12 protein-coding genes and 3 pseudogenes are annotated in these 14,481 nt (G+C 66.6%); 9 read left to right on the top strand and 6 right to left on the bottom strand.

Going from position 1 to position 14,481, the window contains the following annotated elements; genetic code table 11:
* Together A9X05_RS12330 and A9X05_RS12325 are read right to left on the bottom strand one after the other, a co-directional pair.
* A pseudogene (locus A9X05_RS12330) lies at nucleotides 1-517 on the bottom strand (cytochrome P450); the annotation flags it as partial.
* Nucleotides 514-1,104 (bottom strand): annotated as a pseudogene (locus A9X05_RS12325) (adenylosuccinate lyase); the annotation flags it as partial. The pseudogenes A9X05_RS12325 and A9X05_RS12330, both read right to left, overlap by 4 nt.
* On the opposite strand from A9X05_RS12325, the pseudogene A9X05_RS12320 reads away from it, so the two are divergent.
* Together A9X05_RS12320 and A9X05_RS12315 are read left to right on the top strand one after the other, a co-directional pair.
* A pseudogene (locus A9X05_RS12320) lies at nucleotides 1,091-1,897 on the top strand (cytochrome P450); the annotation flags it as partial. The pseudogenes A9X05_RS12325 and A9X05_RS12320 sit on opposite strands and share 14 nt — an antisense overlap.
* A complete protein-coding gene (locus A9X05_RS12315; protein ID WP_067781643.1) occupies nucleotides 1,894-2,913 on the top strand; it encodes a tellurite resistance/C4-dicarboxylate transporter family protein in 1,020 nt (339 codons plus the stop codon). The pseudogene A9X05_RS12320 and the gene A9X05_RS12315, both read left to right, overlap by 4 nt.
* Here A9X05_RS12315 and A9X05_RS12310 read toward each other — a convergent pair.
* Entirely contained in the window at nucleotides 2,878-3,498 is a 621-nt protein-coding gene (locus tag A9X05_RS12310) for a hypothetical protein (protein ID WP_067751857.1), read from the bottom strand. The genes A9X05_RS12315 and A9X05_RS12310 overlap by 36 nt on opposite strands.
* Before the next feature lie 64 nt (nucleotides 3,499-3,562).
* On the opposite strand from A9X05_RS12310, the gene A9X05_RS12305 reads away from it, so the two are divergent.
* Nucleotides 3,563-4,450, top strand: coding sequence for a phosphoribosylaminoimidazolesuccinocarboxamide synthase (locus A9X05_RS12305; protein ID WP_067781639.1), 888 nt, complete (start codon nucleotides 3,563-3,565; stop codon nucleotides 4,448-4,450).
* Complete coding sequence (locus tag A9X05_RS12300; RefSeq protein ID WP_067781636.1) at nucleotides 4,447-6,567, top strand: S9 family peptidase; 2,121 nt, start codon at nucleotides 4,447-4,449, stop codon at nucleotides 6,565-6,567. The genes A9X05_RS12305 and A9X05_RS12300 overlap by 4 nt, the downstream gene beginning before the upstream one ends.
* Nucleotides 6,568-6,610: 43 nt before the next feature.
* Here A9X05_RS12300 and A9X05_RS12295 read toward each other — a convergent pair whose 3' ends face one another.
* Both A9X05_RS12295 and A9X05_RS12290 read right to left on the bottom strand, forming a co-directional pair.
* Nucleotides 6,611-8,224, bottom strand: a complete 1,614-nt coding sequence (locus A9X05_RS12295; protein ID WP_067751848.1) for a DHA2 family efflux MFS transporter permease subunit — start codon at nucleotides 8,222-8,224, stop codon at nucleotides 6,611-6,613.
* 201 nt (nucleotides 8,225-8,425) lie between these two features.
* The gene (locus A9X05_RS12290; RefSeq protein ID WP_067751845.1) at nucleotides 8,426-10,045 is read right to left on the bottom strand and encodes a DHA2 family efflux MFS transporter permease subunit; all 1,620 of its coding nucleotides are present in this window, start codon (nucleotides 10,043-10,045) and stop codon (nucleotides 8,426-8,428) included.
* Nucleotides 10,046-10,192: 147 nt separating this feature from the next.
* Between A9X05_RS12290 and A9X05_RS12285 the strand changes: the two genes are divergently transcribed.
* Complete coding sequence (locus tag A9X05_RS12285) at nucleotides 10,193-10,897, top strand: DUF2334 domain-containing protein (RefSeq protein WP_067751842.1); 705 nt, start codon at nucleotides 10,193-10,195, stop codon at nucleotides 10,895-10,897.
* Between the two features lie 48 nt (nucleotides 10,898-10,945).
* Nucleotides 10,946-12,613 carry an FAD-binding dehydrogenase gene (locus tag A9X05_RS12280; RefSeq protein ID WP_067781633.1) on the top strand — a complete coding sequence of 556 codons (1,668 nt, stop codon included), beginning with the start codon at nucleotides 10,946-10,948 and terminating at the stop codon, nucleotides 12,611-12,613.
* Nucleotides 12,614-12,632: 19 nt separating this feature from the next.
* On the opposite strand, the gene A9X05_RS12275 is transcribed toward A9X05_RS12280, so the two are convergent.
* Nucleotides 12,633-13,271: an MBL fold metallo-hydrolase gene (locus A9X05_RS12275; RefSeq protein WP_067781631.1), complete on the bottom strand. Its 639-nt coding sequence runs from the start codon at nucleotides 13,269-13,271 to the stop codon at nucleotides 12,633-12,635.
* Nucleotides 13,272-13,306: 35 nt separating this feature from the next.
* Here A9X05_RS12275 and A9X05_RS12270 point away from each other — a divergent pair, with 35 nt between their 5' ends.
* From A9X05_RS12270 to A9X05_RS12260, 3 genes are all read left to right on the top strand, one after another.
* Nucleotides 13,307-13,984, top strand: a complete 678-nt coding sequence (locus tag A9X05_RS12270) for an ATPase (protein WP_067781646.1) — start codon at nucleotides 13,307-13,309, stop codon at nucleotides 13,982-13,984.
* Between the two features lie 61 nt (nucleotides 13,985-14,045).
* The gene (gene purS, locus A9X05_RS12265) at nucleotides 14,046-14,285 is read left to right on the top strand and encodes a phosphoribosylformylglycinamidine synthase subunit PurS (protein ID WP_067751830.1); all 240 of its coding nucleotides are present in this window, start codon (nucleotides 14,046-14,048) and stop codon (nucleotides 14,283-14,285) included.
* Nucleotides 14,282-14,481 (top strand): phosphoribosylformylglycinamidine synthase subunit PurQ (locus A9X05_RS12260; RefSeq protein WP_197499040.1); only part of this gene is annotated, 200 nt, incomplete at its 3' end. The genes purS and A9X05_RS12260, both read left to right, overlap by 4 nt.

Raw genomic sequence — 14,481 nt, 5'->3', positions numbered from 1 at the left:
ACAGCCAATGCCGTTCGGACTCGGGCACTCCCAGCAGAATGCAGATCATCTGCATCGGCAATTCGGCGGCGATGTCGACCAGGAAGTCGAACGGTTCGCCGGGCACCACAGCATCGAGCAAGCGGCGCGCCCGCGCCCGCAGATCGTCCTCGACCAGCCGGATCATTCGCGGCGTCAGCCCGGAGCTGACGAGTCTCCGAATCTGTGAGTGGCGCGGGTCGTCCATCATGTTGAGCACCTGGCCGGCGATCGCCAGATCCTGCAGGAGCGTGCCGCCGTACGGGCGCCCGCCGCCGGTGACCGAGGAGTATGTCGTCGGTTCCTTCAGCACCTCAAGGGTTTCCGCGTACGTGGCGACGGACCAGAAGCCCTCGCCGTCGGGCGTGTTGTCGGTCGGCTCGTGCCAATACACCGGCGCCTCGCGGCGGTGGATGGCGAACAGGTCGTGCGGAAATCCGTCGGCGAAGTTGTCCAGATCGGTGAAGTCGATCCCCGCGAGCGCGCCGGCGAGGGTCACAGGATCGCGCCCGGAGCGTATTTGGCGGCGTCCGGGTAGCGGCTCACCAACGCGTCCACCAGCGCGGCGACCTCGTCCACCTGATCGCCGGCGGCGCCGATGAACGCCTTCTTGTCAGCCAGCGCGGCGTCCAGCGCGGCCCGGTCCAGCGGCAGCCGCTCGTCAGCGGCCAACCGATCCAGCAGATCGGGCTCCGCGCCGCGTTCCCGCATCGCCAGCGCCGTCGCGACCGCATGTTCGCGGATCACGTGATGCGCGGCCTCGCGGCCCATGCCGGCGCGGACCGCGGCGATGAGCACCTTGGTGGTGGCCAAGAACGGCAGGTAGCGGTCCAGCTCGCGGGCGATCACCGCCGGGTAGGCGCCGAACTCGTCGAGCACCGTCAGGAAGGTCTCGATCTGTCCGTCAATGGCAAAGAAGCTGTCCGGCAACGCAACCCGGCGCACCACCGAGCAGAACACGTCACCTTCGTTCCACTGGGCGCCCGCCAGCTCGGCGGCCATCGAGGCGTAGCCGCGCAACACGACCTGCAGCCCGTTGACCCGCTCACAACTTCGGGTGTTCATCTTGTGCGACATCGCCGCCGAATTGCCGATGCAGATGATCTGCATTCTGCTGGGAGTGCCCGAGTCCGAACGGCATTGGCTGTTCGAGGCCATCGAGCCGCAGTTCGATTTCGGCGGTTCGCGCAAGGCGTCCCTTTCTCAGCTGTCGGTCGAGGAGGCCGGGTCGCGGATGTACGACTACGGTCAGCAGCTGATCGCCGCGAAGCGGGCGGAGCCGACCGACGACATGCTGTCGGTCGTCGCGAACGCGACGGTCGACGACCTGGACGCGCCGTCGCTCTCGGACCTCGAGCTCTACCTGTTCTTCAGCCTGTTGTTCAGCGCCGGGGCGGAGACGACGCGCAACGCGGTCGCCGGCGGCCTGCTGGCGCTGGCCAGTCACCCGGAGCAATTGCGCGCCCTGCGTGCGGATCTCGACGCGCTGCCGACCGCCGTCGAGGAGATCGTGCGGTGGACGTCGCCGTCGCCGTCCAAACGACGCACCGCCACGCGCGATGTCACGCTCGGCGGCCAGTCGATCCAAGCCGGCCAAAAGGTCCAGGTCTGGGAGGGCTCGGCGAACCGCGACCCCGGCGCATTCGATCGCGCCGATGAATTCGACATCACCCGAAAGCCCAATCCGCACTTGGGGTTCGGTCAAGGCGTGCACTACTGCCTGGGCGCCAATCTGGCCCGGCTGGAACTGCGCGTGCTCTACGAGGAGCTGTTCTCCCGGTTCGGCGCAGTGCGGGTCGTCCGGCCGGTCGAATGGGCTCGCAGCAATCGGCACACCGGCATCCGGCACCTGATCGTGGAACTCCTCGAGGAGCGGTGAGGGTCCGAGGCGCCGGTGTCGAGCCGACACCGGACGTCTTCGCCGCGGTGATGGCGACCGGAATCCTGTCGATCGCCGCGCGCAACCACAACTACAACTGGATCAGCGACGCACTGGGCGTCATTGCCTCGCTGGGGCTGGTGTTTCTGATCGCCGTGGTGGGCACAACGGCTGTCGGCAGGCGGCGGACGTTGCGCTGGGACCTCAGTGACCCCGATGTCACCCTTCGGCTCTTCACCTTCGTCGCCGCTTGCGCGGTGATCGACACCCGCTTGTCGGCCAACGTGTGGGTGCTGCGGGTGCTCGGCGCGGTGGGGCTGTGCTCCTGGCTGGTGCTGGTCGTCGTGAGCGCGCGGAACATGTTCGCGCGCCGGTGGGTTGCGCTGCGAGACGATGCCCATGGGGCGTGGGAACTGGGCAGCGTGGGGACCTCAGGATTGGCGATCGTGATCGCCCGCGCGGCCTATCAGACCGGTGAGCGCTGGTGGCTGGCGGTGGCGGTGGCTGTCTGGGCGGCCGCCATCGTCATCTACGCACTGATGACCTGGCTGATCCTGTGGCGGGTCGTCAATGAGCGACAGGACCGGGACGGATTCGAGCCGGACACCTGGATCTTGATGGGCGGCATGGCGATTGCGACCCTGGCCGGCGACAACATCCACTCCCTGGCGCCCACCTGGCTGGCCGCACCCGTGCGTATCGTGACCGTCGTGACGTGGGCGATGGCCACCCTATGGATACCGCCGCTGATCTACTTCGGTCTGCACCGGATCAGCCGGCGGCCCAACATGCTGCGGTTCGCCGGCGTCTGGTGGGCATTCGTGTTCCCGCTGGGCATGTATTCCGCGGCCAGCTACGCCATGGCGGCCGAAATCGGGCAGCGATCGCTGCTGACGGTGTCGCTGGTCTTCTTCTGGGATGCCCTGGCGGCGTGGCTCGTTGTGGTCGTGGCCGGGCTGCTGCTGCTCGGCCACGCGCTGCTATCGGCCGCCAATCGAGATGCCGGCCGCCCGTAATTCGAGTGCGGCCAGGGCGCGGATGGTGAGCGGATCCTCCCGTCGCCACCCACCGACCGGATCCGCGCTGACAGCGGCGAGCTTGCCCGGCGGCCGGTTCGTCAACGCCCGCAGGGCAAGGAGTTGCTCGCCGGCCGGGGTGGCGGCCAGGGCCGTGACCGTCAGTTTCCGTCGAAAGAACCGCAGCCGCAGGAGAAGCCACGGCACGTCCGCGACGAGGATCGGGACAGCCGCGATGGCCATGGCCAGCAGGACCGCAAGCCAGCTGGCCGTCGAGTCCAGGTCATGGCCCGCGCCGGCCAGATCAAGCGCGGCCTGGCTGGCGGAGTTCAGCGGCTGGCTGACCGCGTCACCCACCAAGGGGATGTGCTGAGCACCATGGCCGGCCGACGCCAGGTTTCCGGCGATGCCATGCGCGCCACTCTCGACCTGCCGGCCGGCCTCGGCGATGGTGGATACGGCGTCGTAAACCGCCAGGCCGACGAACAGCCAGATAGCGGTCCACATAACGACGGCGAAGTCGCTGAGCAGTTGGGCCATCAGCCGGCCCGGTCGGGTGGAGTAGGGCAAGAACCGCGGGGTCATACTCTCGATCCCAGCACAGCTCCCGACACGCGACCCCCCTTCGGGTGCCCGTTAGGCTGACCCGATGCGCCCCGCACTGTCCGAGTACCAGCACCTGGCCAGCGGAAAGGTCCGCGAGATCTTTTCCGTCGACGAGGAACATCTGTTGCTCGTCGCGACCGACCGGATCTCGGCGTACGACTACGTCCTCGACAGCACGATCCCGGACAAAGGCCGGATCCTGACCGCGATGAGCGTCTTCTTCTTCGGTCTGGTCGACGCGCCCAACCACCTGGCCGGTCCACCGGATGACCCACGCATCCCCGAGGACGTCCTGGGCCGCGCCCTGGTGGTGCGGCGGCTGGAGATGCTGCCGGTGGAGTGCGTGGCGCGTGGCTACCTCACCGGGTCCGGACTGCTGGACTATCAGGCGACCGGGAAGGTCTGCGGCATCACGCTGCCACCCGGCCTGGTCGAGGCCAGCAAGTTCTCCGAGCCGCTGTTCACCCCGGCCACAAAGGCCGCGCTGGGCGACCACGACGAGAACATCTCGTTCGACAGGGTGATCGCTTTGGTGGGCGGGGTCCGCGCCAACCAGTTGCGCGACCGCACGCTGCAAACCTATGTGCAGGCTGCCGATCACGCCCTGACGAAGGGAATCATCATCGCCGACACCAAGTTTGAATTCGGCACCGACCACGACGGTAACCTGCTGCTGGCCGACGAGATCTTCACGCCGGACTCGTCACGCTACTGGCCGGCCGAGGACTACCGGGTTGGGGTGGTGCAGACGAGCTTCGACAAGCAGTTCGTCCGCAACTGGCTCACCAGCCCCGAGTCGGGCTGGGACCGCCACGGCTCGCAACCGCCACCACCGCTGCCCGACGAAATCATCGACGCCACCCGCGGCCGTTATATCGACGCCTATGAACGGATTTCCGGCTTGAGCTTTGGCGACTGGATCGGCGCGTGACGGAGATTTCGGCCGCAGCCCCCGTGCCGCCTGTCGCGAAGCGGCAGCAGACCCGGCGTGAGCATCACGGGGACGTCTTCATCGATCCTTATGAATGGCTGCGCGACAAGTCCGACCCCGAAGTCATCGCCTACCTCGAGTCGGAAAACGAGTACGTCGACATGATGACGGCAGATCTCGAACCGTTGCGGCAGAAGATCTTTGCCGAGATCAAGGCACGTACCAAGGAGACCGATCTGTCGGTCCCGACTCGGCAGGGGGACTGGTGGTACTACGCCCGTACCTTTGAGGGGAAGCAATACCGGGTTCAATGTCGTTGCCCGATAAGCAATCCCGATGACTGGGATCCGCCGATCCTGGAAGAGAACACCGAAGTGCCCGGCGAGCAGATCCTGCTCGACTCGAACACCGAGGCGCAGGGCCACGAATTCTTCGCGCTCGGTGCAGCCACCGTCAGCCTGGACGGGAACCTCCTGGCGTACTCCGTCGACACCGTCGGCGACGAACGTTATACGCTGCGCTTCAAGGACTTGCGCACGGGCGAGCTGTATCCGGACGAGATCGCCGACATCGGGGCGGGCGCGACCTGGGCGGCAGACAACCACACGGTGTACTACCTGACCCTGGATGCGGCCCACCGCCCCGATAAGGTGTGGCGCTACCGCGTGGGCTCCGGCGAACCGTCGGAACTGGTGTATCACGAGGCCGACGAACGGTTTTGGCTCGGCGTCGGGCTGACTCGTAGCGAGGCCTACGTCTTCATCGCATCGGGGTCCTCGATCACCTCTGAGTACCGGTACGCGGACGCCACGGATCCACATGCCCCGTTCACCTTGGTGCTGCCACGGCGCGAAGGCATCGAGTACGCGGTCGAACACGCGGTGGTCGGCGGCCAAGACCGGTTCCTGATTCTGCACAACGAGGACGCGGTCAACTTCACCCTGACCGAGGCGCCGGTCAGCGACCCGGCCCAGCAGCGCACGCTCATCCCGCACCGCGACGACGTGCGGCTCGACGGCGTCGACGCCTTCGCCGGCCATCTGGTGGTCAGCTACCGGCGGGAGGCGTTGCCCCGGCTTCAGGTGTGGGACATCGCCGCCGGCGGGGAATACGGCGAACCTGAGGAGATTTCGTTCGACTCCGAGCTGATGTCGGCCGGTCTTGCCGGCAACCCTAACTGGCGTGCGCCCAAGCTGCGGATCAGGGCAGGGTCGCTGGTCGTCCCGGCACGGGTATACGACATCGACTTCGCCACCGGTGAACGCACGCTGCTGCGCGAACAACCCGTGCTCGGCGGTTACCGCACCGCCGACTACGTGGAGCGGCGCGACTGGGCGATCGCCGACGACGGCACCCGCATCCCCGTGTCCATCGTGCACCGCGCCGGTATCGAATTTCCCGCACCGGCTTTGCTGTACGGCTACGGTGCCTACGAGATATGCACCGACCCCAGCTTTTCCATTGCTCGGCTGTCGCTGCTGGACCGGGGCATGGTGTTCGCCATCGCCCACGTCCGCGGGGGCGGTGAAATGGGCCGCCCGTGGTACGAGCATGGCAAGCTGCTGGAGAAGAAAAACACTTTTACCGACTTCGTAGCGGTGGCAAGGCATTTGGTCGACACGGGTGTCACCCGGCCGCGTCAGCTGGTGGCCCTGGGTGGCAGCGCGGGCGGCCTGCTGATGGGGGCGGTCGCCAACCTGGCGCCGGAACTCTTCGCCGGAATTCTCGCGCAGGTTCCGTTCGTCGACCCGCTCACCACCATCCTCGATCCTTCCTTGCCGCTCACCGTCACCGAGTGGGACGAATGGGGAAACCCGTTGCAGGACAAGGACGTCTACTCATACATGAAGTCTTATTCGCCGTATGAAAACGTCGAAGCCAAGCGGTATCCCGCCATCCTGGCGATGACTTCCCTGAACGACACCAGGGTCTACTACGTGGAGCCCGCCAAGTGGGTGGCGGCACTGCGGCACGCCAACGCCAACGGCAGTCCAATCCTGCTGAAGACGCAGATGAACGCCGGACACGGCGGAGTCAGCGGTCGCTACAAGGCGTGGCAGGAGACCGCTTTCCAATACGCCTGGCTATTGGCCGCCGCCAACGCCGACCAAGGCTAGTCGTGCGGTCCCGTCACGCCGATGTCGTTCGGCGGTCGACGGCCTAGTCGTCGGTCGGTCGGACCGGCGCACGCTTCGGTAGGAAAGCCGCAGGGATGATGGTGAAGGCCACCAGCGCGACCGCCAGCACGAAGACCGTCGTGTACGCGTGCGTGAGGTTGTTCAACAGAGCGCTCGCGACGTCGGGTGGCAGAGCCTGGTGCGCTGCTCCCGAGGCATCAGCCGACGGCCCGTGCCCGCCGGCGTTTGACGGCAACGATGCCGCCTTTCCGGCGATGATGTCGTTGCGGCTGATCTGGGTTGTCACGATGACCGCCATCAGGGCGGCTCCGATTGAGCTACTCACCTCGAGGTTGACGCTGACCAGGGTCGTACCCCGGGCGATCTGTTGCGGAGCAAGAGCCTGGACCACCGCAGCGCCCAGCGGGGCGGTGGTGCAGCCGATGCCCAGCCCCATGATCGTCAAGCCGACCAGCAGCGTAGGCATGTAGTCGGCATGCCTGGCCACTCCATAGGCAAAAATGCCCAGGCCAGCCGCTATCAGCGGAAGGCCTATCAACACGACTTTGCCGGGGCCGCGCTTATCCGCATAGATGCCGGCGAGCGGCATGGTCAACGCGGCTCCCAGCGCCTGTGGGACAAGGCGCATCGCAGACTGCATCGGGGTTTCGTTCATTACCAGCTGGAAGTAGCTAGGCAGCGTGAGCCCGGCGCCGACGTAGCCGACGGTGAAAACCAGCAGGGTCAGGTTGGCCTGCGTGACTACGCGGTTCTTCAACAACCTCAAGTCGATGAGCGGGTGATCGGTGCGATACCAGGCGTGTAGTACGAACGCGGTAATCAGGGCAAGGCCAATGATCACCGGTATCAGGACATAGCGGTCGGCTACTGTATGGCGTCCGGGAATGGACGACACCCCGCACAGGAAAATCGCAACCCCCGGCGACAGCAGCAGCGCGCCTGTGAAGTCGAGTGCTTCGCTCGGCTCAGGACGATCTCTCGGAAATAGGATCGCCGCAAGGACAATGGTGGTGATCCCGATGGGCAGGTTGATCAGGAAGATCCACTCCCAGCCGTAGGTGTCAATCACCCAGCCGCCCAGGATGGGCGCGCCAATTGGCGCAAGCACCAGCGGAATCCCACCGATCGCTATCAGGCGACCAAGTCGTTGGGGGCCGGCCTCGCGGGTCAGGATCATCGAACTCAGCGGCATGAGCATACCGCCGCCGAGCCCCTGTATCACCCGGAACACGATGAGCGCCAAGATGTTCGGCGCCATCGCGCACAGCAAGGAGCCCAGTGTGAAGACAAAAACCGCACCCATGAAGAGTCGTTTGGTGCCGAATCGATCGACCGCCCAACCAGTGACGGGAATCACGGTTGCCAACGCCAGCATGTAGCCCGCCATGGTCCACGACACGACCGCGAGGGTGGATCCGAACTGTGCGGCGAAGGTGCGTTGCGCCACGCTGACCACGGTGGTATCGAGCAGCGCCATGATCGTGGCCATCCCACAGACGGCCGCGACACGGAAGAGTGCGGCGTCTAACTTGTCGGGATACTGACGCTCATCCGCGTTTGGTTGCCCGGTGGCGGCACGCGGCACCGGGGGGTCGGACGTCACGGAATCGGCCTTCTGCATGGCGTTGCCGAGCATATCTGTACCCGTACCCTCACGCGGACCCTTTCAGACGTTTGCTTCGGCCCCCGTCTTAATCTGCCGTTTGGGCTAGGTTCGATATCAGCTCACCACCATACCCAGGCCCGTGAACTGGACCCGGGATGGCGTCGCACCATGGCTACTGCCTGGGGTTTTAACCGACCAGCCACGTGCACCCGGGTGCCGCTGTCATGCCTGCTAATGGCCCACCGTTTGGCTCGCCGGCTTTTTTGGCAGAAAAGACGCCGGAATGAACGTGAACGCCACCAACACCACGGCTATCACAAATACCGCCGTATAGGCGCGGGAAAGGTCGTGCACCACGTTGTCCCAAAAGCCGGCATTCAGCGCCTGAGGCGGTATCGCGGACTGGTTCACTGGCACCCCGCTGACAGCGGCTTGCTGCTGCAACGCCGCGAGTTTGTTCGCGGCGACGATGTTCTCGCTCCGATTGAACTGATTGGTCAGGATCATCGACATCAAAGCCGTGCCCACCGATCCGCCCACCTGATGGCTGACGCTCATCAGCGTCGTGCCCCGGGCGATCTGGTGCAGGGTGAGCGCCTGCACCGCGGCGACAGACAACGGCATCATGGTGCAGCCCATCCCGAGGCCCATGATTGTGAGGCCGATCAGCAGCGTGGGCCAGTAGTCCGCCTGCCTGGCCACGCCAACGGCGAACGTGCCCAGACCGGCGGTGATCAGCCCGATACCGACCAGCACGATCTTGCCGGGCCCCCGTCGGTCCACCAATGGCCCGGTCAGACGCATGGTCAGCATGGCGCCGAGTCCCTGGGGGATCATGCGCAGGCCCGCCTGCATCGGCGTCTGATGCAGCACCTGCTGGAAATAACTCGGCAGCAGCAGGCCGGCCCCGAAGAAGGCGCCGGCGAATACCACCATCGTCACGTTGGCGTGGGTGAGCACCGGGTTACGAAACAACCGCAGATCGATGAGGGGATGATCGGCGCGCCGCCACGCGTGCGCGACGAACCCGGCGATCAAGGCCAGGCCGATGGTGGCCGGTATGAGCACGTGGCGGTCGGCGACGGTGCCGCATCGCGGGATCGACGACACCGCGAACAGGAACGTGGCCAGGCCGGGTGACAGCAGCAGCACCCCGACGACGTCGAAGGTTTCCGAACGCGACGGGTGGTCCCGGGGGAAAATGATCGCCCCGAGCGCGATGGTGACGAGTCCGATCGGCAGGTTGATCAAGAAGATCCACCGCCAGCTCGAAGTGTCGATGAGCCAGCCGCCCAGGATCGGGCCACCGATCGGCGCGAGCAGCATCGGGATGCTCAGGATCGACATCAGCCGACCCAGCCGCCGCGGGCCCGCTTCGCGGGTCAAGATCATGAAACTCAGGGGCAACAGCATGCCGCCGCCGATCCCCTGGGCCACCCGAAAAACAATGAGCTGCAACATGTTTGCTGCCAACGCACACAGTAGCGAGCCCAACGTGAAGGCCAGCACGGAGCCCAGGAAAAGCCGTTTGGTGCCGAACCGGTCGGCTGCCCACCCGGTGATCGGTATGACCGTCGCCAACGCCAACGTGTAGCCGGTCATAGTCCACGCGACGACGGCCTGGGAAGACCCGAATTGGTCGATGAAGGTGCGTTGCGCGACGCTGACGACGGTGACGTCCACGATCGCCATGACCGTGGCCAGGATGCAGACGCCGGAAATCCGCAACAGGCCGGCGTCGAGCTTGTCGGGATACTCCCGCTCGCCCTCGCCCAGCTGCGGGGCGGGGTCGTAAGGCAGCGGCGTGTCGGCCGCTACGTAAGGGGCCTGATCCATGGCGTTGCTTAGCATATCGAACCGATTCCAGCGCCGTCAGCCCGCGGGACCCCGTTCGGGTGGCGCGCATCCCGCGCGACCAGCGGCCCAGCGGTTTCGATATACGCCTGCCGTCTGCGTGTCCTTCACCATTCCGACACCTGAGATCGTCAAACTGCGGGTGTGGCTGGAAAATTGATCGTCTCGGTCTCGGGGATAGGCGAACGCACCCTCGACGACGTTGAGGCGTTCTGCGCTCAGATGGATGCCCGCAATGTCCCGGTGTCGTTGTTGGTGGCCCCTCGGCTCAGCGGTGACTACCGACTCGACCGCGACCCGCGAACCGTCGAATGGCTGACCGGCCGGAGGTCCGGTGGTGACGCGATCGTGCTGCACGGCTATGACGATGCCGCCACCAAGAAGCGCCGCGGTGAATTCGCCATCCTGCGGGCCCATGAGGCCAACTTGCGGCTGATGGCCGCCGACCGGGTGCTCGAGCACCTAGGACTGCGCACCCGACTGTTCGCGGCGCCCGGCTGGGTGGTGTCCCCGGGCGTTGTCAAAGCCTTGCCGGACAACGGCTTTCGGCTTCTCGCGGATCTGCACGGGATCACCGACCTGGTGCGGCACACCACCGTGCGCTCCCGCGTGTTGGGCATCGGGGAAGGCTTTCTCACCGAACCGTGGTGGTGCCGGATGGTGGTGCTGTCCGCCGAGCGGATCGCCCGCCGGGGCGGAGTCGTGCGGGTGGCCGTGGCCGCCCGCCACCTGCGCAAGCCCGGGCCCCTGCAGGCCATGGTCGACGCCGTCGACCTGTCGCTGATGCACGGCTGCGCACCGGCGGTGTACCGCTGGCAGCGCGACAAGGCCATTCTCGACGCGGCCTGACGAAGCGTTTGCTCAAACCGCTCGGCGCGGGCACTACCCTGGGCGGACATGAGCGATTCTTCGGCCGGGGGGTTCGGCGCCGACGCCATCATCGTCGGGGCGGGACTCGCGGGCTTGGTGGCCGCCTGCGAGCTGGTGGACCGGGGCCTGCGGGTGCTGATCCTCGACCAGGAGAGCAGCGCCAACCTGGGTGGGCAAGCATTCTGGTCGTTCGGCGGCCTGTTCTTCGTCGACAGCCCCGAGCAGCGCCGTCTGGGGATTCGCGACAGCCACGAACTCGCCCTACAAGACTGGCTCGGTACCGCGGCGTTCGATCGGCCCGAGGACTACTGGCCACGCCAATGGGCGCACGCCTACGTCGACTTCGCCGCGGGGGAAAAACGCCGTTGGCTGCGAGACCGGGGACTGAAGATCTTCCCCCTGGTGGGCTGGGCCGAACGTGGCGGCTATGACGCACAGGGGCACGGCAATTCGGTGCCCCGCTTCCACATCACCTGGGGCACGGGCCCCGCGTTGGTCGAAATCTTCGCCCGTCAGCTGCGGGACCGCTCGACGGTGCGCTTCGCGCACCGCCACCGGGTTGATGAGTTGATCGTCGAGGGCGGCGCGGTGACCGGGGTCCGCGGCACGGTGCTGGAGCCCGCAGCCGCACCCAGGGGCGTGCCGTCATCACGAACACCCATGGGGCAATTCGAGTTTCGCGCGCTCGCTGTGATCGTCGCCAGCGGCGGCATCGGCGGCAATCACGAGCTGGTGCGCAAGAATTGGCCCAAGCGCATGGGCCGCATACCCGAGCAGCTACTCAGCGGGGTGCCTGCCCACGTCGACGGCAGGATGATCGGCATCTCCCAGCAGGCCGGCGCCCGGGTGATCAACCCGGACCGCATGTGGCACTACACCGAAGGCATCACCAATTACGACGCCATCTGGCCGCTGCACGGCATTCGCATCATCCCCGGACCGTCGTCACTGTGGCTCGACGCGGCCGGAAAGCGGCTGCCGGTACCGCTGTACCCGGGTTTCGACACCCTGGGCACGCTGGAATACATCACCAGATCCGGGTATGACTACACGTGGTTCGTGTTGAACGCCAAGATCATTGAGAAAGAGTTCGCGCTCTCCGGGCAGGAGCAGAACCCCGACCTGACCGGGCAGAGCCTGCGTGAGCTGCTACGTAACCGGGCGCGCTCCGGGCCCCCGGGCCCGGTGCAGGCATTCGTCGACCGGGGAGTGGACTTCGTCAGCGCGAACTCGTTGCGGGAGTTGGTAACCGCGATGAACAAGCTGCCCGATGTCGCGCCGCTGGACTACCCCACCGTCGAGGCCGAGGTGACCGCCCGCGACCGCGAGGTGGCTAACAAGTTCAGCAAGGACGGGCAGATCACCGCGATCCGCGCCGCCCGCGGCTATCTGGGCGACCGGCTGGGCCGGGTGGTCGCCCCGCACCGGCTGACCGACCCCAAGGCGGGTCCGATGATCGCGGTCAAGTTGCACATCCTGACGCGAAAGACATTGGGCGGCATAGAGACAGACTTGGCCGGCCGGGTGCTGAAGGCCGACGGAACGCCGCTGGCCGGCCTCTACGCCGCGGGTGAGGTGGCCGGGTTCGGCGGGGGCGGCGTGCACGGCTACCGCGCCTTGGAGGGCACATTCCTGGGCGGGTGCATCTTCTCCGGGCGGGCCGCCGGACGCGGCGTGGGCGACGATATCGCCTAGCTCGCCCGACGGGGCAGCGCTAGAAGGTGACCGCGTCCTCTTCGGGGAGCACTTGGAAGTCTGTGGTGGTCATCTCGGTGAGCCGGCCGTAATAGATGCCCCGCGCGTCTGGGGCGATGATCCCTTGGTGGATGGGTACCGCGCGCGCCGGTGCGACGGCGCGCAGGTAGTCGACGGCCTCGGAGATCTTCATCCACGGCGCGGCCGCCGGGGTCGCCAACACATCCACCGGCTCGTCGGGCACGAACAGCGCATCACCGGGATGCATCAGCCTGGCCCGATGATCGCTGTCGCCCACCAGGAACGAAATGTTCTCTATGACAGGGATTTCCGGATGTATGACGGCGTGTTTGCCGCCGACGGCGCGCACGGTCAGCTCACCGATCCGCAGTTCGTCACCGACGTGCACCGCCTGGCACGGCGCCCCGAGTTGGGCGGTGGTTTGCGGATCGGCATACAACGCCGCGCCCGGGTTGCCTTCGAGGAGGGCCGGCAGCCGGGCGCCGTCGACGTGGTCGGGGTGCTGATGGGTGATCAGGATCGCGGATAAACCCGATATGCCCTCGAAACCATGCGCGAAAGTCCCGGGATCGAAGAGCACGCGGGTGTGGTCGAACTCTGCAAGTAGACAGGAGTGGCCGAAATGCGTCAGTTGCATGTTTACGATTGTGCCCTGACGGGAGAGTGGTGCCGATGCGGGTGATCCTGGCGACCATGGCGGTGGTCGGTGGCCTCGCGGTGGCGTTCATCGTCGCGGTGCCCACACATGCCGAGCCGCAGGCCTGCCCGCCCGTGTGCGACCAGATCCCAGATTCCGCCTGGATCCAGCGCCGGTCCGTGCCCCTGGACTCCGTGTACGGCTGGCCCCCGCTGGCGGGGCTGGCGGCGCAGGTCACCGGCGTGGCGCCCGGGCCTCGATTCCGATTCGAGGAGCTGTGCGCCACAGCCCCGGTGCCGCGGGACCCCCGTGACTCCGCCGTCGTGGCGCGCGCCACCGTCGCCCATCCCGACGGGCAGTGGCAGCTGCAGGCGCAGATCCTGCACTGGCGCGGCGATACGGCCAGCGGCGGCGCCCTCGCGTCTGCGGTGTTCAGCACGGCTGTCGCCGCGCTGCGCTCCTGCCAACAGCGGACACCGCTGCAGTCCCCGTCGATCACGACCGACGAGACGAACCGGATGGCCGCTGTGATCAGCGGTCCCATCGTCATGCACACGTACCTGGTTGCCCACCCGTCGAGCAGCACGATCACCGAGCTCACCCTCTGGTCGTCGGCGCCGCCGCAGGTTCCGTGGCCCGCCATGCCCGACGACCCGGTGCTGAACGCGTTGACCGCCCCCCTGTGCGAGGCCTACATTGCGTCGTGCCCGTGACGGCCGAGCTGCACTTTCGCCGGTAGAGTTGGCGCGGGGACAAATCTGAGGAGGAGCGCCGGTGGCCCGGGTAGTCGTTCATGTGATGCCCAAAGCGGAGATTCTCGACCCGCAGGGTCAGGCGATTGTCGGCGCGCTGGGCCGACTCGGTCATCCGGGGATCTCAGAAGTCAGACAAGGCAAGAGGTTCGAACTCGAAGTCGACGAAACCGTTGACGACTCGGTCCTTGCCGACATCGCGGAGACGCTCTTGGCCAACACCGTGATCGAGGACTGGACGATCAGCCGGGAGACCCGGTGACGGCGCGGATCGGCATCATCACCTTCCCGGGAACCCTGGACGACGTCGACGCCGCCCGGGCGGCGCGGCGTGTCGGTGCCGAGGCGGTCAGCCTGTGGCACGCCGACGCCGACCTCAAGGGCGTCGACGCCGTGGTGGTGCCCGGCGGTTTCTCCTACGGCGACTACCTGCGTGCGGGGGCGATCGCCAGGTTCGC

Origin of the sequence: Mycobacterium sp. E3298 (assembly GCF_001666895.1) — a bacterium.
In the GTDB taxonomy this organism is placed as follows: Bacteria; Actinomycetota; Actinomycetes; order Mycobacteriales; family Mycobacteriaceae; genus Mycobacterium.
Note: the sequence above shows the minus strand (reverse complement) of the source record. Positions and strands in the feature narration are given on the sequence as shown.

Coding starts and splice junctions, on each gene's coding strand:
- A9X05_RS12310 (WP_067751857.1), bottom strand. CDS start 3,498: ATGACCCCGCGGTTCTTGCCCTACTCCACCCGACCGGGCCGGCTGATG.
- A9X05_RS12280 (WP_067781633.1), top strand. CDS start 10,946: ATGAGCGATTCTTCGGCCGGGGGGTTCGGCGCCGACGCCATCATCGTC.
- A9X05_RS12295 (WP_067751848.1), bottom strand. CDS start 8,224: ATGCTCGGCAACGCCATGCAGAAGGCCGATTCCGTGACGTCCGACCCC.
- A9X05_RS12275 (WP_067781631.1), bottom strand. CDS start 13,271: ATGCAACTGACGCATTTCGGCCACTCCTGTCTACTTGCAGAGTTCGAC.
- A9X05_RS12270 (WP_067781646.1), top strand. CDS start 13,307: ATGCGGGTGATCCTGGCGACCATGGCGGTGGTCGGTGGCCTCGCGGTG.
- A9X05_RS12290 (WP_067751845.1), bottom strand. CDS start 10,045: ATGCTAAGCAACGCCATGGATCAGGCCCCTTACGTAGCGGCCGACACG.
- A9X05_RS12305 (WP_067781639.1), top strand. CDS start 3,563: ATGCGCCCCGCACTGTCCGAGTACCAGCACCTGGCCAGCGGAAAGGTC.